Source organism: Massilia endophytica (assembly GCF_021165955.1).
Classification (GTDB): domain Bacteria; phylum Pseudomonadota; class Gammaproteobacteria; order Burkholderiales; family Burkholderiaceae_D; genus Rugamonas; species Rugamonas endophytica.
Genome location: NZ_CP088952.1, coordinates 4,679,270 through 4,703,159, shown reverse-complemented (window position 1 = coordinate 4,703,159; position 23,890 = coordinate 4,679,270). Strand labels below are relative to the sequence as shown.

The window sequence follows — 23,890 nt, the reverse complement described above, 5'->3', positions numbered from 1 at the left end:
CCCGCCGCCCGGTGGGGCCAACCAGAACAGGAGAAGAAGATGGCCTACGTCGATGGATTCGTTACCCCTGTCCCACGCAGCAAGCTGGACGCCTACCGCGAGCTCTCGCGGCGCGCCGGCGAGGTATGGAAAGAGCACGGCGCACTGGAGTTCCGCGAGTGCATGGCCGACGATGTGAAGCCGGGAAAAGTCACTTCTTTTCCACAGGCGGTGCAGCTGCAGGACGATGAAGTGGTCTTCTTCTCCTACATCACCTACGAGTCGCGCGCGGCCCGCGATGCCTGCAACGAAAAGGTCATGAGCGACAAACGCCTGGCGGACATGATGGACCCGAAAGACCTGCCCTTCGACGGCAAGCGCATGTTCTTCGGCGGTTTCGAGGTGTTCGTGGAGGTTTAGGCCAGCGTCGCCCGCAGCACGCCGCGCAGGGCGTTGCAGACCACGATTTCCTCGGCGCGCAGCAGCATGCCGCGCGTGATGACGCTTTCGCTGGCGCCCCAGGCGTCCAGCACGACGGCGCGCATCACGCCCGGCAGCAGGCCGCTGCCCAGGGGCGGTGTCAGCCACTGCCCGTTCAGCTTGACGAAGACATTGCTGCGTCCACCTTCGGTGAGCTCGTCGCGTTCGTTGAAGAACAGCTTGTCGAAGGCGCCCTGCGCTTCGGCGTCCTTCCAGGCTGCGTCATAAGTCGTGCGCAGCGTGGTTTTGTGGCGCAGGAAAAGATCGCTGGCGCTGGTCTTCTCTTCGGCCAGCAACAGGCGTACGGGCTGCTGCAGTTCTTTCAGCTCGCCCGTCTGCACGGCGAAGGCGCCAGCGGCGTTCATGGCCAGGCGCAGGCGGTAGGGCTGGCCCGGCGCGAGGGCATTGCAGGCGATGGTGAGGTAGGCGCGCGCCGCCGCTTCATCCCATGCGAAGCCGAAGTAGCGCGCGGATGCCGCAAGGCGTTTCAGGTGGCTCTCCATGTGGCGCACGCCTTCCTTCGTGGCGTGCATGGTCTCGAACAGTTCGAATTCATTCGCGAGGCCGGTCAGGAAGCGCGCCTTGAGCAGGCATTCGGCGTATTCGTCGTCCGCCACGCTGTCGTAGACGATGCCGGCGCCCACGCCCATCTCTCCCTTGCGCACGCCATTCTCGGGCGCCGCCAGTGCGAGCGTTCGGATGGGGACACTGAGGCAGAAATTGCCGATGCGGCGCTGCGCGTCCTGCGCAGGTTCGAAGTAGCCGATGGCGCCTGTGTACAGGCCGCGCGGCGCGCTTTCCAGTTCGGCGATGATCTCCATGGTGCGCCGCTTGGGCGCGCCCGTGATGGAGCCGCAGGGATAGAGGGCGTCGAATATCTCCCGCAGCGTGGCGTCCTGGCGCAGCGCGGCCTGGATGGTCGACGTCATCTGCAGCACGCTGCTGAAGCGCGTCACCTCGAACAGGGAAGGCACGTTCACCGAACCGGTGACGGCGATGCGGCCCACGTCGTTGCGCAGCAGGTCCACGATCATCAGGTTTTCGGCGCGGTTCTTGGGATCGGCCGCCAGGGCCGCGGCGCGGCCCGCGTTCAGCGCAGGGTCGGGCGAAGCAGGCGCAGTGCCTTTCATCGGCTTCGCCGTCAGCAGGCCGTTCTCATGGCGCACGAAGAGTTCCGGCGAGAGCGATACGGCGGCGCTGCCATCCTCCAGCGCGATCAGGGCGCCATATGGCACCGGCTGGCGCGCGCGCAGCTGCTGGTACAGCGCAAACAGGGAGCCGAACGCGTCGAAGCGCAGGCGGTAGGTGTAATTCACCTGGTAGGTGTCGCCCGCCGCAATGTAGTCGCGGATGCGGGCGATGGCATCCGTGAACTCGGCCATCGTTACGCTGGCGCGGATATCCGCGACACCGGCAGGCTGCGTATCGGGTTCCGAGTGAATCGCCAGCCAGGCCGCCACTTCTTCCTGTGTGAGGCGTTCGCAGGTGTCGAAGAGCAGGAACTGGGCGAGCGGCTGGGCGGGATCGATATCCGCGCGCGGCGGCAGGCCTGCAATGAGGCCGCCCAGTTCGTAGCTGCACAGGCTTACGGCATAGAGGCCGGTGGCCAGCGCTTGCTCCAGCTCCTCCAGGGTGGCTGGCCAGTGCGCAATATCGTCGCAGCGCAGCGTTCCGGCATGGCCGGAGAAAAGGCGGGAACGGCCGCCGGTGCTGGCGTCGTCCAGCAATGCGAAACATTCAACACTCATTGCGAACCACGTTTGGACAGATAGATACCGCACAGGAGCAGCGCGCCACCGGCGACCTGCAGGCGCCCGATGCGTTCGCCGAAGATGAGCAGCGCCGCCACGGCCGCCGTCAGCGGCTGGATCAGCAGGCTGACCGAGGCCAGCGAAGCTGGCAGGTGGGCGAAGGCATAGGCTATCACGGTCTGGCCGCCGATCTGCGCGATCAGGGCAAGGCCGAGCAGCGGCCACCAGCCTGCCGCATCCGCAGGAAGGAAGGGGCCGGGCATCAGCAGGGCCAGGGGCAGAAGCACGATGGCGCTGATGGTGGTGCTCCAGGCCATGAGGCGTGCCGTCGAGTAGCTGGCGCGGCAATCCTTGATCACGAGCTGGTAGCCCGCATAGAACACTGCCGTGAAGAAGCCCAGGGCGTCGCCCATCAGCTGCGTGCTGCTGGTGCTCGCGCTCGGGCCGATCAGGAGCACGGCGCCGGTCAGCGCAATCGCCATGCCCGCCAGGAAGGTGGGCGCGAAGCGGGCCTTGTAGGCGATGAAGAGCCAGACCGCAATGAACAGCGGCGTCATGTTCGACAGCAGCGTGGCATTGGCCACGGTGGTGTAGTGCAGTGCCAGGTGCCAGATGGCGAGATCACCGGCGAAGAAAAGGCCGGACAGCACCACGCCCTTGTCCAGGTCAGTGCGCAGGCCCTTTGCGCTGTCCTGATCCGCGGTGGAGAGGGCCCAGGCCCACAGCAGGGGCGATGCGAGGGCCATGCGCCAGAAGGCGGAGGCGATAGGGTTGACGTCGGACAGGCGCATCAGGATACCGGCGAAGCCAATGGCCATGCCGCCCAGAAGCAGGGCGCCGAATGCTACAGCAGGAAATGGTTTCATCCGGTGTTCAGCCCAGCAGGATGGCGATTTGCAGGCCCGCGTCCTTTGCGGGGTCCGCCTTGAAGCCGCTCTTGGCGTAGCGGTGCCAGCGTCCCAGGACGAAGCTGGCCAGCAGATTGGCGCGCGCGGCCACATCCTCCTCGCGCACATGGGAGGCGGCGCGCAGGGCCTGTTTCAGGGCCAGCTCAACGCGGTCGTAGAACTGGTTCATGCGCAGCTGCAGGCGTTCGTCCTCGTTCACCAGGGCGTCGCCCGTCATTACGCGCGTCATGCCGGGATTGTTGACGGCGAATTGCAGCAGCATGGTGAGAATGTCGCGCGCCTGCGCCAGGCCGTCCGGCTGGCGCTCGGCGATCTGGTTGATCAGGCCAAAGACGCTCGACTCGATGAATTCGATCAGCCCCTCGAACATCTGCGCCTTGCTGGCGAAATGGCGGTACAGGGCTGCTTCAGACACCTCCAGCTTGCGGGCCAGGGCCGCAGTGGTGATCTTCTCCCCTTTGGGATGCTCCAGCATCGCTGCCAGTGCCTGGAGAATTTGCAGCCTGCGTTGGCCGGGCGGTGTCGTGGGCATGATCTCTACGTGTCGAAAAGATAATTCAACGCAGGCGCGCGAGCTGCGCCGGCAGGTGTTTGACAGATTTTACTTTGACATCGACCCACGCGGGGCGGTGCAGCCGTTTTGGCGGGTGCGCGGTGCCGATAGGATCGCCCACTTTCAGGTATTGCGTGACCCAGACGGTGCCCATGCCCAGGGCGTGCGCCGTGCGCAGGTTGGCCAGCGTGTCCTCCACCAGGATGCAGCGCGCGGCGGTCGCTCCATGGCGCCGCATCACCTTGCGCAGCAGGAGCTTGGACGGCTTGGGCCGCAGCTGGCGGTGCACGCGCATGGATTCGATGGCGATGTGGTGCGAGAACTGGCGCTGTATGCCCAGGTGGCGCAGCACGGCCGTGGAATAGCGGTGCGGCGCATTCGTGAGCAGTATCTTCCTGCCCGGCAGGCGCTTGAGCATGCGGCCCAGGCCCTTTTCGTGGCGGATCATCGACGTGAGGTCGTCCATGTGGTGGGTCTCGTGCAGGAAGTGCTCGGCTTTCACGCCATGGTGCCGTATCAGCCCAAGCAGGGTGGCGCCGTAGCGCTTCCAGTACAGGGTGCGCGCGGCATTCACCTCATCGATGCTGGCTGGCGTGGTGCCGTCGCCCAGCACGCGCGCGATGTAGGCGTTCATATTGGCCATGATCGCCGGGAAGATCGCATGCGAGGCGTTGTGCAGCGTGTTATCGAGGTCGAAGAGCCAGACCGGCGCGGAGGGTTTAATATTCACGTCCAAACAAAGCGAAGGATTCTATGCAACGCCTGATTATAGTGATCTTTTCAAGCCTGTTCTGGTTTGCCGGCGTTCCCGCCTGGGCCGATGCAGGCGCTGTGCAGAACCGGGGCGCCCTGTTCAAGGCGGAGCAGGGCGGCCACGTGGTCTGGCTGTTCGGGACCATTCACGTTGGCGCGCCGGACTTCTACCCCCTGGAGCCGCGCATGATGCAGGCGCTGGACGAGGCCTCGGTGCTGGCGCTGGAGGTCGATCCCCTGGGCGACAAGGGCGCCCTGGTGCAGGCGGTGCGCCAGCACGGCATGTACCAGAATGGACGCGGTCCGGCGTTCAGCGAACTGCCGAAGGCCTACCAGCCCCGCCTGGAGCGCCAGCTGCAGCGCTTTGCGATTTCACGCGAGGCCGTGATGCCGATGAAGCCCTGGATGATCGCCAGCCTGCTGGCAGTGAGCGAATTCGCGGCCCAGGGTTACCAGCCGGAGCTCGCAGTGGACGCGTGGCTGTCGCGCGAGGCGCGAGCGCGCAAGGTCCGCGTGGTGGAGCTGGAATCGGCGGCGGGGCAGATGGCGCTGTTCGGCGCCATGCCGAACAAGGAGCAGCTGCTCTTCCTGCAGGACAGCATCGACGCCATCGACAACAAGGAGCAGGCGGAAGAAGCGCGCGCCCTCGGCGAAGCCTGGCGCAAGGCCGATATCGCCGCTTTCGACGGCGTCGCCGCGAAACTCGATGCCGATACCAGCTTCTCGGCCCGTTTCGTCAAGCGCGTGCTGCTGGCAGGGCGCAATCCCGCGCTGGCGGACAATATCGCGAAACAGCTGGCGAACGAAAAGCGTAGCATTGCCGCGATTGGCGTGCTGCATCTGGTGGGGAAGGAAAGCGTGCCGGAACTGCTGCGGCGGAAGGGTATTGCGGTGGAGCGGGTGTACTGAAGGGAAGTGGTGCCCTTGACGTGGATTGAACACGTGGCCTCTCCCTTACCAAGGGAGTGCTCTACCACTGAGCTACAAGGGCATTCACATTTCGCGGCGCGGTGGTGTTCGTTGCGCCGCAAAATTTTTAGTGAGACCGGATCATAGTGCCAAACGCCTGTTCGGTCAATACTTCCAGCAACAAACTGTGTTCAATCCGCCCATCGATGATGTGAACCGTGTTCACGCCGCTCTTGGCCGCATCCAGCGCCGATGAAATTTTAGGCAGCATGCCGCCCGAGATGGTTCCGTCGGCGAACATCTCGTCGATTTCGCGGGCGGAGAGGTCCGTGACCAGGTTGCCGTTCTTGTCCTGCACGCCGGCGATATTGGTCATCATGATCAGTTTTTCGGCTTTCAGGATTTCGGCGATCTTGCCCGCCACAACGTCGGCGTTGATGTTGTAAGCCTGGCCATCCTGGCCGAAGCCGATGGGGGAGATGATGGGGATGAAGGCATCGTCCTGCAGGGCCTTCACCACCGCGGGGTTGATCGCATCGATCTCGCCCACAAAGCCGATGTCCAGGAACTGGCCCGGATTGTCCTTGTCCGGCATGGCCATCTTGCGGGCGCGGATCAGGCCACCGTCCTTGCCGGTCAGGCCCACGGCCTGGCCGCCGTAGTGATTAATCAGCATCACGATATCCTGCTGCACTTCGCCGCCCAGCACCCACTCCACCACTTCCATGGTTTCTTCGTCGGTGATGCGCATGCCCTGCACGAAGGTGCCCTGCTTGCCGATCTTCTTCAGCGCATTGTCGATCTGCGGACCGCCGCCGTGCACCACCACCGGATTCATGCCCACGAGCTTCAGCAGGATCACGTCGCGCGCGAAGCCGTGCTTCAGGCGCTCGTCCGTCATGGCGTTGCCGCCGTATTTGATGACGATGGTCTTGCCGTGGAAATTACGGATGTAAGGAAGAGCTTCCGCCAGGATCTGCGCCTTGATCGCAGGCGAAACTGCGCTCAGGTCATCTGCATTGTCGGAGAGGCTAGGGGTGCTCAGTTGGGTCATGGCGGGTCCGGTAAAGATATTTCTGCGATTTTACAGCCAACGGCGGGCTTCAAGAGCGCATTATAGGGCTAAGCCGTTGTAATTTCCTGGCAGATTGGCTAGGCTGGGCGCATGAGCACCTGCGAGCGCTGCGGCGCCACCTTTCACTGCGCGATGAGCGATCCCGGGCCGGACGGCAAGGCCGATACCCAGCCCTGCTGGTGCTGCGCCCTGCCGCCAGCGCTGCCCGTGCCGGATGCCGGCCAGGCCGTCGGCTGCTGGTGCCCGGACTGCCTCAAGGCCCATATCGACAGCGTTACGCGCCGAGGGTGCTGAAGAAGCGCATCATCTCCCGGCTCGCATCCGGTCCCTTGCCATCCGTATAACTGCCTGCCGCGCTGCCGCCTGACCAGGCGTGGCCCGCGCCGTGGATGATCCAGTGCTCGCCCAGCGGCGAGCCGTCCTCCAGCCAGTGCTTCACGCGCGTGTATTCGTACCCGTCCGGCACGCGGCCCGCCACCGTGGAAGGCTGCACGCTGCTGCCAAGCGGATGGCTGCGCAGCCCCTGCGCGATGACCTCTTCACCGTTCACAGGATGCACGGTCGTATCCTGGTCGCCGTGGAAGACGATGATGGGAAGCCCGGCGCTATTGACCTCGCGCGAATTCGTCGCGCCGCGCTTCATGGCGCTCAGCGCCGAAGGCAGGTCGCGTGCGGATGCGAAGGGAAGGCCCGAGTGGACGCCGACTGCGGCGAACAAATCCGGATACAGGGTGCCGACGACGACCGCCATCGCGCCCCCTGCGGAGAGGCCCGCGACGAAGACCTGGCCGCGCTGCACGGGAAAGCGGCGCATCACCTGCCTTGCAATGCCCGCGATGATGGATGGTTCACCCTGTCCGCGCTCCTGGTCCATCGCATTGAACCAGTTCCAGCAGCGCGAATTGTTCGCCTGTTGCGACTGGGCGGGATAGACCACGAAGCATTCGCGCTCCTCGGCCACTGCGTTCATCTGCGTGCCTGCGGCGAAGTCCTCTGGGTCCTGCGTGCAGCCATGCAGCATCACCAGCAAAGGCATGGGTTGTCCGCGCCAGGTGGAAGGGATATACAGCTTGTAGCGGCGGCTGCCCGCGCGGTTGCCGAAGCGGCCATCCACAAAGCGTGCGCCGGGCGGCATGCCGGAAGGAGATGGCGCCGGAGGCTCGATGGTGGCCAGGCGCATTGCGGCGTCGGAAAGCCGCATGGTGCGGTTGAGCAGGTCCTGCGTGCTTTTGCGCAGCTGCGACAGGAAATGATGACGGATTCTCATAGAATCACCTCGGGGCTTGTGTTGACGATGCCTCCTCGTCCGCTCCTTGCGCCGTGGCGATGGCCCGGGCCTTGTTTGAATCCAGTATAGCCATAAACCCCGGCTGGTGTCGCGGCCGTTGCGGCGCTGCATCATCGCCGGGCATTCGCGATAAAATAGCGCCTGATATCCAACGACACCGCATCATGAGCAATCCACTGCCGCCTGGCGCGCCCGAACTGGCGACGCCGGTGCCGTCCCCCTGCATCAGCCTGTGCAAGATGAACCGCGATACCGGTTATTGCGAGGGCTGCCTGCGCACGATCGACGAGATCATTGCGTGGTCGAAGGCGGATGATGCCTACAAGCGCGGCGTATGGGCGGAAATCCGCCGCCGCGAACAACTGATCGACTTCGGGCACGACCAATGAATTTCTACCGACCCGCGGGCACCGTCACGGGACCGGCTTACGGCAAAGGCTTCAAGGTGCTGGCAAGCTGCGTCACCATCGCCCTGTGCGCCTACGCGGTGAGCATCGCCATGCGCTTTCCGCTGCCGCAGTTCGGCATCGGCGTCAAACTCCTGCTGCTCGGCGCAGGCCTCATGCTGGGCGTGAGCTACTACTGGTTCCTGCGCGCCACCGTGACCATCGACGAAGCCGGCATCCGCCAGACCTGGCTGTACGACAGGCATGTGGAATGGCGCGACGTGCGCGGTGCGAAGATGATCGGCATTCCCTATTTCTCCTGGCTGTTCCCGCCGCGCCTTGTGGTGCGCACCGGATCGGCCTTCGCCACCTTCAATGGCGGCTCGCGCGAAGTGCTGGTCGAATTCGCGAAGATCTCGCTCGCCTACCAGATGAAACGATGACGACGCTGCCATCCAACATCCAGGTCTTCGAACGCGGCTGGCTCTCCTCCAACAATGTGCTGGCGGTGGGGGCGCACGACACCGTGCTGTTCGACAGCGGCTATCTCACGCATGCGGAACAGACGCTGGAACTTGTGCGCCACGCGATACCCGGCCGCCGCCTGGACCGCCTCTACAACACCCACCTGCACTCCGACCATTGCGGCGGCAACGCCATGCTGCAGGCGCACTACGGCTGCGACACCTTCATTCCTGCGGCGGAAGAAGCGAAGGTGCGGCACTGGGACGAGAATGCGCTGAGCTTCAAGGCCACGGGCCAGCAATGCGAGCGCTTCACCATCGACGGCGTGGTGCATCCGGGCGATGTGATCGCGGCGGGCGGCGTCGAATGGCATGCGCTGGGCGCGCCGGGCCACCATCCGCATTCCCTGATCTACTACGCGCCCGCGCACAAGCTGCTCCTGTCGGCGGACGCCTTGTGGCAGAACGGCTTCGGCGTGATCTTCCCCGAGCTGGAAGGCGAAAGCGGCTTCGAAGAGGCGCGCGCCACGCTGGACCTGATCGCGGGCCTGGACGTGGAACTGGTCGTCCCCGGCCACGGCGCCATGTTCAGCGACGTGAAGCCGGCGCTGGACCGTGCGCGGCGGCGGCTGGACTTCCTGTCGGGCGACCCCGTGCGCAATGCCGAATATGCGGTGAAAGTGATGCTGAAATTCCTGCTGCTCGAGCGCCAGCGCATCAAAGTCGCCGACGTGGCCGCGCTGCTTGGCGGCATGTCCGCCCTAACTGAAGCCAACACCCGCCACCTGCACAAAACGCCCGGCGAGCTGGCCGCCTGGGCCATCAAACAGCTCACCCGCGCCTGCTCCGCCCGCGTCGACGGCGACTACCTCCTCAACGACGGCTGAGTTCGTGTCCACTTCTGGTGCCAGGGAAGAAAAGTGGACACGAGCGCGGCTGTAGCCGCCGTAGTGCTGTGTCCGTGTCCAAAAATCTTCCCTGGCACCAGAAGTGGACACGGGCTCGGCGGTGCTAGAGCGATCCGTCTAAAATTCGCACGGTCGTTCTTTTATGGGGATATAATCGGCGGATCTATTTCTTTGCGAGTCCGCCATGGCCCTGCCTTCTGTACTGCAAAACCTGACCCTTCCGGTGATCGCTTCGCCGATGTTCATCGCGTCCGGGCCCGCCCTGGTGGCGGCCCAGTGCAAGGCGGGGATCGTGGGTTCGTTCCCGGCGCTGAATGCGCGCCCGGCGGAGCTGCTGGATACCTGGCTCACGGATCTGCAGAAGGAGCTGGCCGACTTTCAGGCGGCCCATCCAGACCGCAAGGTCGGCCCTATCGCCGTCAACCAGATCGTCCACCAGTCGAACGACCGCCTCCCCCACGATGTGGAGGTCTGCGTCCGCCATCAGGTGCCCATCATCATTTCTTCGCTGCGCGCGCCGCCCAAGGAGATGCTCGATGCTATCCACAGCTACGGCGGCATCGTCATGCATGACGTGATCTCCATCCGCCACGCGGAGAAGGCGCTGGAGGCGGGCGTCGATGGCCTGATCCTGGTGGCTGCCGGCGCTGGCGGCCACGCCGGCACGCTGTCGCCGTTTGCCCTGGTGGGCGAGGTGCGCAAATTCTTCAAGGGGCCGCTGGCGCTGTCCGGCTCCATTGCTACCGGCGACGCCATCCTGGCAGCACAGGCCATGGGCGCGGATTTCGCCTATATCGGCTCGCGCTGGCTGGCCACGCAGGAGTCGAACGTGAGCGAGAGCTACCGCGATGCCATCGTGGAATCGGCGGCGGCGGATATCGTCTACACGAATCTGTTCACCGGCGTGCACGGGAATTACCTGAAGAAGTCCATCGTCGCCGCCGGTCTCGATCCCGATGCGCTGCCCGAGTCGGACAAGACCAAGATGAGCTTCGGCTCCGGCAGCGCCAAGGCCTGGCGCGATATCTGGGGCGCTGGCCAGGGCGTGGGCCTGATGGATGATGTGCCCTCCGTTGCCGAAATGGTGGAGCGCCTCAAGACGGAATACGCGGCAGCGCGCCAGCGCCTGTCGCTTGGCTGAGCCGCCTGCGGCGCCGGCGTTCAGCTGGCGCTGAGATCCTCGGGGTTGATCGCCCACAGGCCCGGCAGGTTGCGCCAGTAGCCGTAGACGTCCATGCCGAAGCCCACCACGAAGCGGTTGGGGATGGTGAGGCCCACGATGTCGGCCTTCACGGGCTTGCGCTTGCCGATGTCCTTGTCGGCGAAGACGGCGATCACCACTTCCTTGGCGCCCATGTCGAGCAGGCGCTGCTTCACGTGCGCCAGGGTTTCGCCTTCGTCCAGAATGTCGTCCAGCACGATGATGGTGCGGCCGGCCACGTTCTGGCGCGGGATCACTTTCCACACAACCTCGCCGCCGCGGTCTTCGTCGCCGTAGCGGGTGACGTGGATGTAGTCGAATTCGAGCGGGAAGGTCAGCTGCGGCAGCAGGTTGCCGGTGAAGACCACGGCGCCGCCCATCACGCCGAGCACCAGCGGGAACTCCTCGTCGCCGCCGAAACGGGCATTCAGGGTGTCGGCCATGGCGCTGACGGCCGATTGCACGGCCTCGCGGTCGAAGATCTCTTCGGCGTTCTTCAGCAGGGCGCGGGCGCGGTTGTGGTGAAAGTCTTGCATGGTGTCGCAACAACGAGTGAACAATGGCGCCATTATCCGCCATTCGCGCACTGGCCGCAGTGCGGGGTTGGGTTTATGCAACGCACTGCGCTATCTAGCTGTAATCGCGCGCATCGTCGATGATCTTGCCGTCATTTGGCAGAGCGCCCCGGGCCACGAACTGCACCTCGCCGCGCAGCTTCGTCACCTCGCGGATCGTGGCAACGATGCGGCTGGCGTCCTGCGCGCCGGGATCGTCCACCTCGCAGTGCAGCGTCATGGTCTCGTCCGCGATGGTGCCGGTGACAACCAGGCGTCCCTTGACGATCTCCGGGTGGCGCCGCACCACCTCGTTCACCTGCGACGGATGCACGAACATGGCGCGCACCTTGGTGGTCTGGTCGGCGCGGCCCATCCAGCCGCGGATGCGCGTGTTGGTGCGGCCGCAGGGGGAGGGCGCCGCATCGGTCATGATGGCGGAAAGGTCGCCCGTGCCGAAGCGGATCAGCGGGTAGTCCGGACTGAACACGGTCACCACCACCTCGCCCACCTCGCCCGGCGGCAGGGGATCGCCTGAGCCCGGCCGCACGATTTCGAGAATCACGTCTTCGTCCAGCACCATGCCGGGATTGAGCTGGCCGTTGCTGCGGGTTTCGTAGGCGATGTTGCCCAGGTCCGCCGATGCATACGTCTGGATCACGTCGGTCACGCCATGCTCGGCGAACCAGCGGCGCAGCGAATCCGGCAGCGCCTCGGCGCTTACCATGGCGCGTTTCACGCTGCTGATGTCCGCGCCCATTTCGCGCGCCTTCTCGATGATGATCTTGAGGAAGGACGGCGTGCCGACGTAAGTGTCCGGCTTCAGGTCGGCCATGGCCTGCACCTGCATCTCCGTCTGTCCGCTGCCAGCGGGGATGACCGTGCAGCCCAGCTGCGCCGCACCCGCTTCCACCATGAAGGCGGCGGGCGTGAAGTGGTAGGAGAAGCAGTTCTGCAGCAGCCCGCCCGCGCGCACGCCGGCCGCGTACATGGGCCGCGAGAAGCGCCACCAGTCCTTCGAACGGCCTTCGGCATCGTAGATCGGCCCGGGCGACATGTAGATGCGCGAAAGCTCGCGCGGCGGCGTGCTCGTGAGCCCGCCGAAGGGCTTGTCCTGCTGCTGCAGGCCTTTCAGTTCGGATTTGCGCGTGACCGGCAGGCGCGCCAGCGCTTCGCGGCTGGTGATGGAGGAGGCGTCGATATCGCCCAGGATGCGCGCCCAGCCGGGCGCACGCTTGGCCTGCGCCACCAGCTGCGGCAGGCGCTGCATCAGCTCGCGCTCGCGCTGCGCGGGATCGCGCGTTTCGAGATGGTCGAGAGTTTCAGGCATCATGCCTCTCCCAGAATTTCGCGTTGCAGTTTCTTCGTCAGCCTGGAGAACACCAGCTCGTGCGAGCGGCGCAGCAGTTCGGCCGCTTCCGCGTCGCTCACGGCCTTGAGGTCCTCGATCATCACCCACTTCACCCGCGCGAGATACGGCGCTGGAATGATGCCGGGACGGTCCGTGAGCTCGAGGACGCGGTCGTCATCCACCTTGAAGCTGATGCTCGTGGCATCGTCCCCAGCGCCCATGGCGGCGAACATCTTGCCGCCAACCGAGAACACGAGGTCCGCGCCCCATTTGATGTCTTCCGTCGTGCCGGGAAGGCTCCGGCATACTTGCTTTGCTTTGTTCAGGTTCATGTGCAGCTCAGGCCAGCCAGCGTTTGCGGCGGCGGTAGAATTTCATGTCGCGGAAGCTCTTGCGCCCGGCGCCGGATACACCGAGATAGAACTCCTTCACGTCTTCGTTGTTGGCCAGTTCCGTGGCCTCGCCTTCCATCACCACCCGTCCGTTCTCCAGGATGTAGCCGAAGTCAGCGTAGCGCAGGGCCACGTTGGTGTTCTGCTCGGCGAGCAGGAAGGACACGTTTTCCTTCGTGTTCAGGTCTTTCACGATGCTGAAGATTTCGTCCACGATCTGCGGCGCGATGCCCATGGAAGGCTCGTCCAGCAGGATCATGGAAGGCCGCGCCATCAGCGCGCGCCCGATTGCGCACATCTGCTGCTCGCCGCCCGAGGTGTAGCCCGCCTGGCTGGCGCGGCGCTCCTTCAGGCGCGGGAAGTAGTGATAGACCTTGTCCAGCGACTCGCGCAGCTCGGCGCGCGAGGCCTTGCGCGTGTAGGCGCCCGTCAGCAGGTTCTCCTCGATCGTGAGGTGGCCGAAGCAGTGCCTTCCTTCCATCACTTGCGACAGGCCGCGCCTCACCAGCTCATTGGGTGTGAGCTGGTCGATGCGTTCCCCCTTGAACTGCACTTCGCCCTTGGTCACGTCGCCCCGTTCGCCGCGCAGAAGGGTGGAGATGGTCTTCAGCGTGGTCGACTTGCCCGCACCGTTCGCACCCAGCAGGGCCACGATCTTCCCTTGCGGGACTTCGAGCGAAACGCCCTTGAGCACGAGGATCACGTGATCGTAGATCACCTCGATATTGTTCACCGACAGATAAGGCGTTGTGGTCATGGTCTTGTCCGTAGCGCCCGCGCAGCGCAAGGCTGCGCGGGCAGGTTGCTTACTTCATGCAGGCGGGGGTGATCTTCTTCTCTTCGGCGTACTTGTTGGAGGACTCTTCCACCAGCTTGCGCACCAGGGCGCGGTCGCCCACGATCCAGTTCGGCGTGATCGGCACCCACTTCTTGCCGTCCCACTGCTGCACTTTCACGGCGCCCGAGCCTTCGTGGTCTTCGCACGAAGTCTTCACGGTCGGGAACATATTGGTGGCGCCGATTTCCTTCTGGCGCGCCGCATCGATGTTCAGGTTCTCCAGGCCCCAGCGCAGCTGTTCGCCGGTGACGGGTTTGCCCTTGCCGAATTTCGCCTGCGCGGTACGCATGGCTTCCACAAACAGGATGCCGGCGGTCACGCCGCGCATGTGGTACACGGAGCCGATGCGCGACTGGTCCTGCAGGTTGCCCTTGCCGCCCGCATACACGGTCTTGCGGATGTTATCCAGCACCGGGTAGTTGCCCGGCGTGTTGAAGGACATGGCGGTATAGCCCTTGGCGGCATCGCCGGACGGCACGGTGTCCTCCTCCGAGCCCGCCCACCACACGCCGAGGATCTTCTCGCGCGGGAAGCCGTTGCGCTGCGCGGTCTTGATGGCGACGGAGTTCATCACGCCCCAGCCCCACAGGATGACGTGGTCGGGACGCGCCTGGCGGATCTGCAGCCACTGCGCCTGCTGTTCGCTGCCCGGTGGCGCGACAGGAATCTTGATCAGTTCAAAACCATGCTGGGCGGCCAGCGCCTCCAGCACCGGCAGCGGCTCCTTGCCGAAGGCGGAGTCGTGATAGAGGTGCACGATCTTCTTGCCTTTCAGCTTGGCCACGCCGCCATTCTTGTCGCCCAGGTACTTGATCATGGCGGCCGCTTGGCTCCAGTAGCTGGAGATGAGCGGGAAGACATAGGGGAAGACCTTGCCGTTGGCCGCGTCCGAGCGGCCGTAGCCCAGCATCGTCATCGGAATCTTGTCCTGCGGGATGCGGTCCAGAATACCGTAGGCGATGCCGGTGGACAGCGGCTCCACCAGGGTGGCGCCGCCATGGCTGGTTTTCAGGCGTTCATAGCACTCCACGCCGCGCGAAGGGTTGTATTCGGTTTCGCACTCTTCCCAGGCGATCTTCACGCCGTTCACGCCGCCGCTGGCGTTGACCAGGTTGAAGTAGTCGATGATGCCGCCGTAGAAGCCCGAGCCGCCGGAGGCGTAAGGTCCCACGCGGTAGGAGGGCAGGGCCACGAACTGTTCCTGGGCCTGTGCGGCGGCCGAGGCGAGGCTGCCAAGCAGCGCGGCGCCGATGACCAGGGATTTCAGAGCTTTCATATTGTCTCCTTATGAGGTTGTTATGTGCCTTAGTGGGGGAAGGGCCACAGACGAAGCTTCTCTTTACCGATTTGCCACAAACGCGCCAGACCGTGAGGTTCCACGATCAGGAAGAAAATAATCAGGGACCCGAACACCATGAGCTCCAGATTGGAGGCGACGCTGGTGGGCAGGGAAAGGCTGTGCGCCAGAATGTTCAGGAACACCGGCAGCAGCACGATAAAGGCCGCGCCGAGGAAGGAGCCGAGAATGGAGCCCACGCCGCCGATGATGATCATGAAGAGGATGCGGAAGGAGAGGTCCAGGTTGTAGGCCTCCGGCTCCACCGTGCCGAGGTAGGCGAAGGCATACAGCGCGCCCGCCACGCCGCAATAGAAGGAGCTCACCGCGAAGGCCAGCAGCTTGGTGCGCATCAGGCGGAAGCCGATGACCTCCGCCGCCACATCCATGTCGCGCACCGCCATCCAGGAGCGGCCCACGTTCGAGCGCACCATGTTCTTGGCCAGCAGCGCCATGAGGGCGACCACCACCAGCACCAGCACGTATTTGCGTTCCGGCGTATCGAAGGCGTAGCCGAGAATCTCGATCTTCTGCGCCGTGATCACGCCGGATGCGGAACCGCCGGTGAGCCAGGTGATTTTGGTGAGGCACCACACCACGAAGAACTGCGTGGCCAGCGTGGAGGCGGCGAGGTAGAAGCCGCGGATGCGCAAGGACGGCAGGCCGAAGGCGATGCCCACGGCGGCTGCGCAGAGTCCTCCCAGCACGAAGGCCAGCAGCATGGGAATGCCCGGCACGCGGGCCACGAAGTTCCAGGCCGAGAAGGCCCCTACGGCCATGAAGGCGGCGGTGCCCAGCGAAAGCTGGCCCGCGTAGCCGGTAAGGATATTCAGGCCGAGCGCCGCCAGCGAGAAGATCAGGAAGGGAATCAGGATCGCCGACAGCATATAGGGCGTGGCGAACGTTGGGAGCACCAGCAGCGCGAGGGCGATGGTGGCGATAAGCGCAATGCGGTCCTGCCGGATGGGCAGGATCTGGCCATCGGCCTCATAGCTGGTCTTGAACTGCCCGGCTTCACGATAGAACATGCTTCAGATCCTCCGGATGATTTTTTCGCCGAACAGCCCTTCGGGGCGCACCAGCAGGAACAGGAGCGCCAGCACGTAAGGGAACCAGCCCTCGATGCCGCCGCCGACGTGCGGGCCGATATACACCTCGGCCAGCTTCTCGGAGGCGCCGATAATCAGGCCGCCCACAATGGCGCCCGGCACCGAGGTGAAGCCGCCCAGGATCAGCACCGGCAGGGCCTTGAGCGCGATGAATGTCAGCGCGAACTGCACGCCATTGCGCGCGCCCCACAACATGCCTGCCACCAGGGCCACCAGCCCGGCCACGGCCCACAGCACGGCCCAGATGCGCTGCAGGGGAATGCCCACGGCAAGCGCGGCCTGGTGGTCGTCCGCCACGGCGCGCAGGGCTCGGCCCACCTTCGTGTAGGCGAACATGAGGGCCAGAACAATGACCATGAGACCGCAGATGGCGGCCGCCACCACATCGAACTGCGACACGATGATGTTGAACTTGTCCATCAGGTACTGCAGCGGCACGTCCTCGATGGGCAGTTCCAGCTTGTGCACCTGCGAGTCCCAGATCAGCTGGGCCAGGCCTTCGAGGAAGAAGGCGAGGCCGATGGTGGCCATGAAGAGCGTGATCTCGGGCTGGTTCACGAGGGGCCGCAGCACTACGCGTTCGATGGCGATGCCGAGAATGATCATGGCGACGATGGTGGCGGGAATCGCCAGCCAGAGCGGCATGCCGAATTTGTCCATCAGGCCCACGCAGGTGAGGGCCGCGAAGAACACCATGGCGCCCTGGGCGAAATTGAAGACGCCCGACGCCTTGTAGATCAGCACAAAACCGATGGCCACCAGCGCATACATCACGCCCGAGAGCAGGCCGCCGATCAGCACCTCGAAGAAGAAATTGATATCCATTTAGTGCGCCACTCCGAGATAGGCGTTGATCACATCCTGGTTGCCGCGCACCTCGTCCGGCGTGCCGTCCCCAATCTTCTTGCCGTAGTCGAGCACCACGACGCGGTCCGAGATATCCATCACCACGCCCATATCGTGCTCGATCAGCACGATGGTGGTGCCGAACTGGTCATTCACATCGAGGATGAAGCGGCACATGTCCTGCTTTTCTTCGACATTCATGCCCGCCATCGGCTCATCGAGCAGCAGGATCTGCGGCTCGGCAGCAAGGGCGCGGCCCAGCTCCACGCGCTTCTGCAGGCCATAGGGCAGGCGGCCGACGGGCGTCTTGCGGATATGCTGGATCTCCAGGAAGTCGATGATCTCCTCCGCCTTCTTGCGGTGCTCGATCTCCTCGCGCCGCGCCGGTCCCCAGTACAGGGCCTGCATGAGGAAGTTGGACTTCATCTTCAGGTTACGGCCGGTCATGATGTTGTCCAGCACCGTCATGCCCTTGAACAGCGCGATGTTCTGGAAGGTGCGTGCGATGCCGGATTTGGCGGCCGCATAGCAATCCATTCCCTTGCGGTGCTCGCCGCGGTAGATGATTTCGCCCTGCTGCGGACGGTACACGCCATTGATCACGTTCAGCATCGAGCTCTTGCCCGCTCCGTTCGGGCCGATGATGGCGCGGATCTCGTGCTCGCGCACGTCGAAGGAAATATTGGTGAGCGCCTTCACGCCGCCGAAGGAGAGCGAGATATTGCGCAGATCCAGGATCACGGGGCCGATCTGGCGCCCCGTGCCGAAATGCGCCCCAGGTTCGTTCATTTGCATGCTGTCGTCCTCGCTCATGCCGCCTGCCGCGCCACGACAGGGAAGGTTTTGCTGTCGGCGATGCGCAGGTCCGCCGCCACCAGGCCGGTGCGGCCGTCCTCGAACTTCACCTGCGTTTCGATATATTGCGACGGTTTGCCGCTGTAGAGCGCATCGATGAGCACACCGTACTTCTGCTCGATGAACTTGCGGCGCACCTTGCGCGTGCGGGTCAGCTCGTCGTCGTCCGGATCGAGCTCCTTGTGCAGCACCAGGAAGCGGTGGATCTGGGTTTCGCCCATCAGCGCTTCGCTGGCCAAGTCCGCATTCACTTTCTCCACGCATTCCTGCACCAGCTCATAGGTCTGCGGCAGGGCCGCAAGATCGGTGTAGCCGGAATAGGCGATGCCGCGCCGCTCGGCCCAGTTGCCCACGGCCTCCATGTCGATGTTGATGAAGGCGCAGACCTGGTCGCGCTGGTTGCCGAAGGCGACGGCCTCCTTAATGAAGGGGAAGAACTTCAGCTTGTTCTCGATATAGTTCGGCGCGAAGATGGCCCCGCTGTTCATCTTGCCCACGTCCGCCGCGCGGTCAATGATGCGCAGGTGGCCATCCTGGTCGAACACGCCCGCATCGCCCGTGTGGAAGTAGCCGTTGGCGTCGATGGCTTCGCTGGTCGCGTCGGGGCGCTTGTAATAGCAGTCCATGAGGGTGGGAGATTTCACCAGCACCTCGCCGTTCGGCGCCAACTGCACGTCCACGCCGGGCGCGGGCAGGCCCACGCTGTCGAACTTGATCTGGCCATCGGGCTGCAGGCAGATATAGGCGCAGGTTTCGGTGGAGCCGTAGAACTGTTTCAGGTTCACGCCAATGGAGCGGTAAAAGCGGAACAGGTCCGGTCCGATGGCCGCGCCCGCGGTATAGGCCACACGCACGCGCGACATGCCCAGCACATTCTTCAGCGGCCCGTACACCAGCACGGAGCCGATGGCGTAGGCGATGCGGTCGGAGAGCGCAACGGGCTTGCCGTCCAAAATCTCTGCCCCGCAGCGGCGCGCTACCTCCATGAAGTGATGGAACATACGGCGCTTGATGCTGCCCGCGTCCTCCATGCGTATCATGACCTGGGTCAGCATGTTCTCGAAGATGCGCGGCGGTGCGAAGTAATAGGTGGGGCCGATCTCGCGCAGGTCGTTCATCACCGTGTCTGATGATTCGGGACAGTTCACCGTGAAGCCCGCCGTCATGGCCTGGGCAAAGGAGAACAGGCAGTCGCCCACCCATGCCATGGGCAGGTAGGAGAGCACGTTCTCCGCATCCGTCAGCTGTTCGAAGCCCACGCCGCCCGTACCTGCCGCCATGAGCGCGGCGTGGGTCTGGCACACCCCTTTCGGCTTGCCCGTCGTGCCCGAGGTATACAGGATGATGGCGTTATCCGAGGGCTTGCCTGCCTGGATGGCGCCTTCGTAGAAGCCGGGATTGGCCTTGTCGTAGGCGCGGCCCGCTTCCTGCAATGCCGCGAAGGACACCAGCTCGCGCTGGGTGTAGTGGCGCATGCCGCGCTCGTCATCGTAGGCGATATGGGCGATGCCGGGATAGCTTTCCTTCAGCTCCAGCAGCTTGTCCACCTGCTCCTGGTCCTCCACCACGGCGAAATGGATTTCGGCGTTCTCCAGCACATAGCTCATGTCCGCCGCTGGCGCGTCCTGGTAAAGGGGAACGGGCACGCCGCCCAGGGCCTGTGCGGCCAGCATCGACCAGTAAAGGCGCGGGCGGTTGTCGCCGATGATGGCCAGGTTCATGCCGCGCTGGAAGCCGAGTGCCGCCAGGCCGCAGGCCAGGGCACGCACTTCCTCGTTGACTTGCGACCAGGTCCAGGTCTGCCAGATGCCGAGATATTTTTCGCGGAACGCCGGCTTGTGCGGCCTTTCCTCGCCGTGCCGCAGCAGCATGCGGGGGAAAGTGAGTCCGTCAGTCTGCACCAGTGTCTCCTCTGCCCTTCATTGGGGCGCTATATGATTTTTCTGAGCCAGCAAGCGTTTGTGGGATGATAGTAGCGTGACTATTCCGGCATGGTTGTCTTTTCAAAGACAATTGCCCGACTTTTGATTGTGCGACGCAACAATGGAAGATAAACAGCCAAGCCTCAAGGAAGCCCTGCACATGTCGCTGTGGGCGCAGACCCTGACGCCGGTGCAGATGGCGCGGGTGGAGGCGGAAACGTACGAGGTGTTTGTGCCGAAAGGCGGCTTCGTCTGCCGCAAGGGCGTGGCGGTGGAAAGCTGGCTCGGCGTCCTCTCCGGCATCGTCAAGATCAACAACTTCTCCCCGGCGGGCAAGAGCGTCACGTTTACAGGCGTTCCGGCCGGGAGCTGGTTCGGCGAAGGCACCGTGCTGAAGAACGAACCGCGGCGCTATGACGTGATGGCCCTGCGCGACTCGCGCATCGCCCACATGCCGGTCTCCACCTTCAACTGGCTGCTCGAAACCAGCCTGCCCTTTACCCGCTTTCTCCTCATGCAGCTGAACGAGCGGCTGGGCCAGTTCATCGGCCTGGTCGAGAACGATCGCCTGCTCGATCCGGACACTCGGGTGGCGCGCTGCCTGGCCTCCCTGTTCAACTCCCATCTCTATCCCGGCATCGAACGGCTGGTGCAGATTTCCCAGGAGGAAGTGGGACTGCTGTCCGGCGCCTCCCGCCAGCGCGCCAACCAGGCGCTGCAGCTGCTGGAAAGGCAGGGGCTGCTGCGCGTGGACTACGGCGGCATCCGCATCCTCGACCTGGAAGGCCTGCGCAATTTCGAGGCCTGAAACGGCGTCCTGTGTTCGCCCTTTAACGGTTTGCCGCTGAAAGGCCGCTTAAGCTGTCCTGCAGTCGACACTCTCCGGGAGAGGCAAATGCAAAGGCTGAGCGGACGGAACAGGAATCTCCTGCTGGCGGCGGGCGCGCTGACGGCGGCATATCTCGTAGTGCGGAGCAAGACGCGGCAGGTGGAGGCCGAGCATCCCCCGAGCGGCAAATTCATCGCGGTCAACGGCCTGCGCCTGCACTACCAGGAGCGGGGCAGCGGGCCGGCCGTGGTGCTGCTCCACGGCAATGGCGCCACCTCCCAGGACTTCCGCCTGAGCGGCCTGTTCGACCAGCTCGCCTACGAGCATCGCGTCATCGCCATCGACCGGCCGGGCTTCGGCTACAGCGAGCGTCCCCGGGACAAGATCTGGACGCCGGAAGCGCAGGCCGCGGTACTGGCCGAGGCGCTGCGCCTGCTGGATGTGCGGCAAGCCATTGTGCTGGGCCACTCATGGGGCGCGATGGTGGCGCTGGCCATGGGGCTGGACCATCCGGGCCTGGTGCGCGGCCTCGTGCTGCTGTCGGGCTACTACTACCCCAGCATGCGCATGGACGTAGCCCTGTCGGCTCCTGCGCTGCCCGTCGTTGGCGACCTCCTCAGCCACACCCTTGCGCCCCTGCTGAGCCGGGCGATGTGGCCCGCGCTGACCCGGCGCGTCTTCAGCCCGAGGCCGGTGGACGCGGCGTTCCGGCGCTGGCCCAAGTGGATGTCGCTGCGGCCGAAGCAGCTGCGCGTCGAGGCGGCCGAAACGGCGCTGATGATCCCCAGCGCCGCCCGCCTGCACGAGCGCTACGGCAGCCTGACGATGCCCGTCGCCATCTTTACCGGCGACGGCGACAAGATGATATCCCCGAGCCATCAAGCCGAGCGCCTGCACCGCGAGCTGGAGCAAAGCGAGCTGCACGTGGTGCCGCACACAGGGCATATGGTCCACTATGTGGCGCAGGACGCCATCGCCGCCGCCGTGCGCAGCATCACCGAACAGCGCCCGGGCATCGACTACCCCCAGCCCGCCTCCACGGAAGAGCCCCGCACCCTCCACTAATGCTCGGGTGCAGGCGAGCGCAAGAGGGGAGTCGGGGTATCATAGCGGGATAGAAACGCTGCAGGAAGATCATGTCCCATACCTCTGTTATCGCCGACCGTCTGCAGGCCTTGCGCGAGGCCATGCGCCGCGAAGGCGTGGATGCGTATATGGTGCCGTCCGCGGACCCCCACCTGTCCGAATATCTGCCCGCCCACTGGAAGGGGCGCGAATGGCTGTCCAACTTCACCGGCTCGGTCGGCACCTTTATCGCCACCCAGCATTTCGCGGGAGTCTGGACCGATGGCCGCTATTTCACCCAGGCGGAAACCGAGCTGGCGGGAACGAGCGTGCAGCTGATGAAGATCCCCTCCGGCGCCAGCGTGCTGTATATCGACTGGCTGGCCGAAACCATGCAGTCCGGCCAGACCGTGGCGGTGGACGGCGCGGTGCTCGGCCTGGCCATTGCGCGCCAGCTGGAGCAGGCGCTGTCGGCCAAGGGCGCGAAGCTGCGCACGGATGCCGATCTGCTGAACCAGGTGTGGAAGGACCGCCCAGCGCTGCCGGACGCTCCTGTCTTCGAGCACAAGCCGCCCCACGCCACCCGCAGCCGCGCCGGCAAGCTGGCCGACCTGCGCGCCGCCATGGCGAAGCAGGGCGCCACCCATCATGTGATCTCGACCCTGGACGATATCGCCTGGCTGTTCAACCTGCGCGGCGCGGATGTGAGCTTCAATCCCATCTTCCTCGCCCACGCCATCGTCGATGCCCAGGGCGCGACGCTCTTCGTCCTGGAAGGGAAGGTTCCTGCGGACGTTCAGGCGTCCCTCGAGCGCGATGGCGTGAAGCTGGCGCCTTACTCGCAGGCCGCGTCCGCCCTGGCCGCGCTGCCGCAGGATGCCGTGCTCCTGCTGGACCCGCGCCGCCTCACCTTCGGCACCCGCCAGGCCGTGCCGCAGGGCGTGAAGGTGGTGGAGGCAATCAATCCGACCACCTTTGCCAAGTCCAGGAAGAACGAAGACGAAGCCGCCCACGTGCGCGCCACGATGGAGCAGGATGGCGCCGCGCTCTGCGAATTCTTCGCCGCGCTGGAGAAGACGCTGGCCGACGCGCAGCGCGCTCCGCTGACGGAAGTCGACATCGACACCCGCATCACGGCAGCCCGCGCGCGCCGGCCCGGATTCGTGAGCCCGAGCTTCGCCACCATCGCAGGCTTCCGCGCCAATGGCGCCATCATGCATTACCGCGCCGCGCCCGATGCCTGTTCGGTCATCGAGGGCGACGGCCTGCTGCTGATCGACTCCGGCGGCCAGTATGTGGGCGGCACCACCGATATCACGCGGGTGATGCCGGTTGGCCGCATCACCGCAGAACACCGCCGGGATTTCACTCTGGTCCTGAAAGGCATGATGGCGCTGAGCGCCGCGCGCTTTCCGCGCGGGACGCGCGGACCGATGCTGGATGCGATTGCGCGCGCTCCGATCTGGGCCGAGGGCATCGACTACGGCCACGGCACCGGCCATGGTGTGGGCTTCTTCCTGAACGTGCACGAAGGCCCGCAGGTCGTCTCGCCTTCCGCGATGCCCGAGCCGCATACAGCAATGGAGCCCGGCATGATCACCTCCATCGAACCGGGCATTTACCGTCCGGGGAAGTGGGGCATCCGCATCGAGAACCTGGTGCTGAACGTGCCAGCGCAGGAGACCGAATTCGGCGAGTTCCTGCGCTTCGAAACCCTGACCCTGTGCCCCATCGACACCCGCTGCATCGAGCCTTCGCTGCTGCGCGCCGACGAGGTGCAATGGCTGAACGCCTATCACGCCACGGTGCTGGAGCGCCTGCGTTCGCACGTGAGCGGCGACGCGCTGGCCTGGCTGGAAGAGAGGACCAAGCCCCTATGAGCAACCGTTCGACGAAGGCATCCAACGCATTGGAGCGGCTGAAGGAGCGCAGCGGCAACGCAGGCTATTCCATGGTGCGCACCGGAAGCGGCCACTTCTTCCTCACGGAGGGGCCGGGCGAGCCGCCGCTCTGTCCTCCCATGGAGCTGGACGAATTCGTGGCGTTCATCAATGCGCAGGGGCCGCAGAAGCCGAAGCGCGTCAGCAAGCTCGATGTGGCGTTTGAAAAGCAGCTCACCAAGAAGAAACCATAAGAAG

At 64.7% G+C, this 23,890-nt stretch carries 26 protein-coding genes and 1 tRNA gene; 11 read left to right on the top strand and 16 right to left on the bottom strand.

Annotation, left to right across the window (positions count from 1 at the left end; all coding sequences use genetic code 11):
• The first annotated feature begins 39 nt into the window (after nucleotides 1-39).
• On the top strand, nucleotides 40-399 hold the full coding sequence (locus tag LSQ66_RS21560) for a DUF1428 domain-containing protein (protein WP_231767213.1): 360 nt from the start codon (nucleotides 40-42) through the stop codon (nucleotides 397-399).
• Here the strand turns inward: LSQ66_RS21560 and pabB are convergent.
• The 4 genes from pabB to LSQ66_RS21540 are packed head-to-tail and all read right to left on the bottom strand — an operon-like array spanning nucleotide 396 to nucleotide 4,401.
• Entirely contained in the window at nucleotides 396-2,207 is a 1,812-nt protein-coding gene (gene pabB, locus LSQ66_RS21555; protein ID WP_231767212.1) for an aminodeoxychorismate synthase component I, read from the bottom strand. The genes LSQ66_RS21560 and pabB overlap by 4 nt on opposite strands.
• Complete coding sequence (locus tag LSQ66_RS21550; RefSeq protein WP_231767211.1) at nucleotides 2,204-3,076, bottom strand: DMT family transporter; 873 nt, start codon at nucleotides 3,074-3,076, stop codon at nucleotides 2,204-2,206. Before LSQ66_RS21550 ends, pabB begins: the two co-directional genes overlap by 4 nt.
• Nucleotides 3,077-3,083: 7 nt before the next feature.
• Complete coding sequence (slmA, locus tag LSQ66_RS21545) at nucleotides 3,084-3,650, bottom strand: nucleoid occlusion factor SlmA (RefSeq protein WP_231767210.1); 567 nt, start codon at nucleotides 3,648-3,650, stop codon at nucleotides 3,084-3,086.
• Nucleotides 3,651-3,675: 25 nt separating this feature from the next.
• Nucleotides 3,676-4,401: a pyrimidine 5'-nucleotidase gene (locus LSQ66_RS21540; RefSeq protein ID WP_231767209.1), complete on the bottom strand. Its 726-nt coding sequence runs from the start codon at nucleotides 4,399-4,401 to the stop codon at nucleotides 3,676-3,678.
• A 23-nt stretch (nucleotides 4,402-4,424) separates the two neighbouring features.
• Between LSQ66_RS21540 and LSQ66_RS21535 the strand changes: the two genes are divergently transcribed.
• Complete coding sequence (locus LSQ66_RS21535) at nucleotides 4,425-5,333, top strand: TraB/GumN family protein (protein ID WP_231767208.1); 909 nt, start codon at nucleotides 4,425-4,427, stop codon at nucleotides 5,331-5,333.
• Nucleotides 5,334-5,340: 7 nt separating this feature from the next.
• Here the strand turns inward: LSQ66_RS21535 and LSQ66_RS21530 are convergent.
• Nucleotides 5,341-5,415 (bottom strand) — tRNA-Thr (locus LSQ66_RS21530).
• Nucleotides 5,416-5,460: 45 nt separating this feature from the next.
• Nucleotides 5,461-6,387 carry an acetylglutamate kinase gene (gene argB, locus LSQ66_RS21525; protein ID WP_231767207.1) on the bottom strand — a complete coding sequence of 309 codons (927 nt, stop codon included), beginning with the start codon at nucleotides 6,385-6,387 and terminating at the stop codon, nucleotides 5,461-5,463.
• Nucleotides 6,388-6,498: 111 nt separating this feature from the next.
• Here argB and LSQ66_RS21520 point away from each other — a divergent pair, with 111 nt between their 5' ends.
• A complete protein-coding gene (locus tag LSQ66_RS21520; protein WP_231767206.1) occupies nucleotides 6,499-6,702 on the top strand; it encodes a cysteine-rich CWC family protein in 204 nt (67 codons plus the stop codon).
• Here the strand turns inward: LSQ66_RS21520 and LSQ66_RS21515 are convergent.
• Complete coding sequence (locus LSQ66_RS21515; RefSeq protein WP_231767205.1) at nucleotides 6,683-7,675, bottom strand: extracellular catalytic domain type 1 short-chain-length polyhydroxyalkanoate depolymerase; 993 nt, start codon at nucleotides 7,673-7,675, stop codon at nucleotides 6,683-6,685. The genes LSQ66_RS21520 and LSQ66_RS21515 overlap by 20 nt on opposite strands.
• A gap of 185 nt (nucleotides 7,676-7,860) precedes the next feature.
• Between LSQ66_RS21515 and LSQ66_RS21510 the strand changes: the two genes are divergently transcribed.
• The 4 genes from LSQ66_RS21510 (at nucleotide 7,861) to LSQ66_RS21495 (ending at nucleotide 10,595) form a co-directional block, all read left to right on the top strand.
• On the top strand, nucleotides 7,861-8,085 hold the full coding sequence (locus tag LSQ66_RS21510; protein WP_231767204.1) for a DUF1289 domain-containing protein: 225 nt from the start codon (nucleotides 7,861-7,863) through the stop codon (nucleotides 8,083-8,085).
• Entirely contained in the window at nucleotides 8,082-8,525 is a 444-nt protein-coding gene (locus tag LSQ66_RS21505) for a hypothetical protein (RefSeq protein ID WP_231767203.1), read from the top strand. The genes LSQ66_RS21510 and LSQ66_RS21505 overlap by 4 nt, the downstream gene beginning before the upstream one ends.
• Nucleotides 8,522-9,433 (top strand): MBL fold metallo-hydrolase, encoded by a 912-nt coding sequence (locus LSQ66_RS21500; protein ID WP_231767202.1) that lies wholly within the window; start codon nucleotides 8,522-8,524, stop codon nucleotides 9,431-9,433. The genes LSQ66_RS21505 and LSQ66_RS21500 overlap by 4 nt, the downstream gene beginning before the upstream one ends.
• Nucleotides 9,434-9,638: 205 nt before the next feature.
• Nucleotides 9,639-10,595 (top strand): NAD(P)H-dependent flavin oxidoreductase, encoded by a 957-nt coding sequence (locus LSQ66_RS21495; protein ID WP_231767201.1) that lies wholly within the window; start codon nucleotides 9,639-9,641, stop codon nucleotides 10,593-10,595.
• Nucleotides 10,596-10,615: 20 nt separating this feature from the next.
• Here the strand turns inward: LSQ66_RS21495 and LSQ66_RS21490 are convergent, their stop codons facing one another.
• The 9 genes from LSQ66_RS21490 to LSQ66_RS21450 form a co-directional block, all read right to left on the bottom strand.
• A complete protein-coding gene (locus LSQ66_RS21490) occupies nucleotides 10,616-11,191 on the bottom strand; it encodes a hypoxanthine-guanine phosphoribosyltransferase (protein ID WP_231767200.1) in 576 nt (191 codons plus the stop codon).
• 94 nt (nucleotides 11,192-11,285) lie between these two features.
• Nucleotides 11,286-12,539 (bottom strand): phenylacetate--CoA ligase family protein, encoded by a 1,254-nt coding sequence (locus LSQ66_RS21485; RefSeq protein ID WP_231770175.1) that lies wholly within the window; start codon nucleotides 12,537-12,539, stop codon nucleotides 11,286-11,288.
• Nucleotides 12,539-12,892 carry an MmcQ/YjbR family DNA-binding protein gene (locus LSQ66_RS21480; RefSeq protein WP_231767199.1) on the bottom strand — a complete coding sequence of 118 codons (354 nt, stop codon included), beginning with the start codon at nucleotides 12,890-12,892 and terminating at the stop codon, nucleotides 12,539-12,541. The genes LSQ66_RS21485 and LSQ66_RS21480 overlap by 1 nt, the downstream gene beginning before the upstream one ends.
• 7 nt (nucleotides 12,893-12,899) lie before the next feature.
• The gene (locus LSQ66_RS21475) at nucleotides 12,900-13,709 is read right to left on the bottom strand and encodes an ABC transporter ATP-binding protein (protein WP_231767198.1); all 810 of its coding nucleotides are present in this window, start codon (nucleotides 13,707-13,709) and stop codon (nucleotides 12,900-12,902) included.
• A 49-nt stretch (nucleotides 13,710-13,758) separates the two neighbouring features.
• Nucleotides 13,759-15,066: an ABC transporter substrate-binding protein gene (locus LSQ66_RS21470; RefSeq protein WP_231767197.1), complete on the bottom strand. Its 1,308-nt coding sequence runs from the start codon at nucleotides 15,064-15,066 to the stop codon at nucleotides 13,759-13,761.
• 29 nt (nucleotides 15,067-15,095) lie between these two features.
• Nucleotides 15,096-16,154, bottom strand: coding sequence for a branched-chain amino acid ABC transporter permease (locus LSQ66_RS21465; RefSeq protein ID WP_231767196.1), 1,059 nt, complete (start codon nucleotides 16,152-16,154; stop codon nucleotides 15,096-15,098).
• 3 nt (nucleotides 16,155-16,157) lie between these two features.
• Nucleotides 16,158-17,054, bottom strand: coding sequence for a branched-chain amino acid ABC transporter permease (locus tag LSQ66_RS21460; protein ID WP_231770174.1), 897 nt, complete (start codon nucleotides 17,052-17,054; stop codon nucleotides 16,158-16,160).
• A gap of 6 nt (nucleotides 17,055-17,060) precedes the next feature.
• A complete protein-coding gene (locus tag LSQ66_RS21455) occupies nucleotides 17,061-17,876 on the bottom strand; it encodes an ABC transporter ATP-binding protein (protein ID WP_231767195.1) in 816 nt (271 codons plus the stop codon).
• A 14-nt stretch (nucleotides 17,877-17,890) separates the two neighbouring features.
• Nucleotides 17,891-19,840 carry an AMP-binding protein gene (locus tag LSQ66_RS21450; protein WP_407659648.1) on the bottom strand — a complete coding sequence of 650 codons (1,950 nt, stop codon included), beginning with the start codon at nucleotides 19,838-19,840 and terminating at the stop codon, nucleotides 17,891-17,893.
• 139 nt (nucleotides 19,841-19,979) lie between these two features.
• Between LSQ66_RS21450 and LSQ66_RS21445 the strand changes: the two genes are divergently transcribed.
• The 4 genes from LSQ66_RS21445 (at nucleotide 19,980) to LSQ66_RS21430 (ending at nucleotide 23,886) form a co-directional block, all read left to right on the top strand.
• The gene (locus LSQ66_RS21445) at nucleotides 19,980-20,666 is read left to right on the top strand and encodes a Crp/Fnr family transcriptional regulator (protein WP_231767194.1); all 687 of its coding nucleotides are present in this window, start codon (nucleotides 19,980-19,982) and stop codon (nucleotides 20,664-20,666) included.
• Between the two features lie 87 nt (nucleotides 20,667-20,753).
• Nucleotides 20,754-21,752, top strand: coding sequence for an alpha/beta fold hydrolase (locus LSQ66_RS21440; RefSeq protein ID WP_231767193.1), 999 nt, complete (start codon nucleotides 20,754-20,756; stop codon nucleotides 21,750-21,752).
• Nucleotides 21,753-21,823: 71 nt separating this feature from the next.
• The gene (locus LSQ66_RS21435; protein ID WP_231767192.1) at nucleotides 21,824-23,632 is read left to right on the top strand and encodes an aminopeptidase P family protein; all 1,809 of its coding nucleotides are present in this window, start codon (nucleotides 21,824-21,826) and stop codon (nucleotides 23,630-23,632) included.
• Nucleotides 23,629-23,886 carry a hypothetical protein gene (locus LSQ66_RS21430; protein ID WP_231767191.1) on the top strand — a complete coding sequence of 86 codons (258 nt, stop codon included), beginning with the start codon at nucleotides 23,629-23,631 and terminating at the stop codon, nucleotides 23,884-23,886. The genes LSQ66_RS21435 and LSQ66_RS21430 overlap by 4 nt, the downstream gene beginning before the upstream one ends.
• Nucleotides 23,887-23,890: the final 4 nt, after the last annotated feature.

What these genes read in the sequence shown, in the direction of transcription:
- LSQ66_RS21560 (WP_231767213.1), top strand. Translation starts at nt 40, where the DNA reads ATGGCCTACGTCGATGGATTCGTTACCCCTGTCCCACGCAGCAAGCTG.
- pabB (WP_231767212.1), bottom strand. Translation starts at nt 2,207, where the DNA reads ATGAGTGTTGAATGTTTCGCATTGCTGGACGACGCCAGCACCGGCGGC.
- LSQ66_RS21550 (WP_231767211.1), bottom strand. Translation starts at nt 3,076, where the DNA reads ATGAAACCATTTCCTGCTGTAGCATTCGGCGCCCTGCTTCTGGGCGGC.
- slmA (WP_231767210.1), bottom strand. Translation starts at nt 3,650, where the DNA reads ATGCCCACGACACCGCCCGGCCAACGCAGGCTGCAAATTCTCCAGGCA.
- LSQ66_RS21535 (WP_231767208.1), top strand. Translation starts at nt 4,425, where the DNA reads ATGCAACGCCTGATTATAGTGATCTTTTCAAGCCTGTTCTGGTTTGCC.
- argB (WP_231767207.1), bottom strand. Translation starts at nt 6,387, where the DNA reads ATGACCCAACTGAGCACCCCTAGCCTCTCCGACAATGCAGATGACCTG.
- LSQ66_RS21520 (WP_231767206.1), top strand. Translation starts at nt 6,499, where the DNA reads ATGAGCACCTGCGAGCGCTGCGGCGCCACCTTTCACTGCGCGATGAGC.
- LSQ66_RS21515 (WP_231767205.1), bottom strand. Translation starts at nt 7,675, where the DNA reads ATGAGAATCCGTCATCATTTCCTGTCGCAGCTGCGCAAAAGCACGCAG.
- LSQ66_RS21510 (WP_231767204.1), top strand. Translation starts at nt 7,861, where the DNA reads ATGAGCAATCCACTGCCGCCTGGCGCGCCCGAACTGGCGACGCCGGTG.
- LSQ66_RS21505 (WP_231767203.1), top strand. Translation starts at nt 8,082, where the DNA reads ATGAATTTCTACCGACCCGCGGGCACCGTCACGGGACCGGCTTACGGC.
- LSQ66_RS21500 (WP_231767202.1), top strand. Translation starts at nt 8,522, where the DNA reads ATGACGACGCTGCCATCCAACATCCAGGTCTTCGAACGCGGCTGGCTC.
- LSQ66_RS21495 (WP_231767201.1), top strand. Translation starts at nt 9,639, where the DNA reads ATGGCCCTGCCTTCTGTACTGCAAAACCTGACCCTTCCGGTGATCGCT.
- LSQ66_RS21490 (WP_231767200.1), bottom strand. Translation starts at nt 11,191, where the DNA reads ATGCAAGACTTTCACCACAACCGCGCCCGCGCCCTGCTGAAGAACGCC.
- LSQ66_RS21485 (WP_231770175.1), bottom strand. Translation starts at nt 12,539, where the DNA reads ATGCCTGAAACTCTCGACCATCTCGAAACGCGCGATCCCGCGCAGCGC.
- LSQ66_RS21480 (WP_231767199.1), bottom strand. Translation starts at nt 12,892, where the DNA reads ATGAACCTGAACAAAGCAAAGCAAGTATGCCGGAGCCTTCCCGGCACG.
- LSQ66_RS21475 (WP_231767198.1), bottom strand. Translation starts at nt 13,709, where the DNA reads ATGACCACAACGCCTTATCTGTCGGTGAACAATATCGAGGTGATCTAC.
- LSQ66_RS21470 (WP_231767197.1), bottom strand. Translation starts at nt 15,066, where the DNA reads ATGAAAGCTCTGAAATCCCTGGTCATCGGCGCCGCGCTGCTTGGCAGC.
- LSQ66_RS21465 (WP_231767196.1), bottom strand. Translation starts at nt 16,154, where the DNA reads ATGTTCTATCGTGAAGCCGGGCAGTTCAAGACCAGCTATGAGGCCGAT.
- LSQ66_RS21455 (WP_231767195.1), bottom strand. Translation starts at nt 17,876, where the DNA reads ATGCAAATGAACGAACCTGGGGCGCATTTCGGCACGGGGCGCCAGATC.
- LSQ66_RS21445 (WP_231767194.1), top strand. Translation starts at nt 19,980, where the DNA reads ATGGAAGATAAACAGCCAAGCCTCAAGGAAGCCCTGCACATGTCGCTG.
- LSQ66_RS21440 (WP_231767193.1), top strand. Translation starts at nt 20,754, where the DNA reads ATGCAAAGGCTGAGCGGACGGAACAGGAATCTCCTGCTGGCGGCGGGC.
- LSQ66_RS21435 (WP_231767192.1), top strand. Translation starts at nt 21,824, where the DNA reads ATGTCCCATACCTCTGTTATCGCCGACCGTCTGCAGGCCTTGCGCGAG.
- LSQ66_RS21430 (WP_231767191.1), top strand. Translation starts at nt 23,629, where the DNA reads ATGAGCAACCGTTCGACGAAGGCATCCAACGCATTGGAGCGGCTGAAG.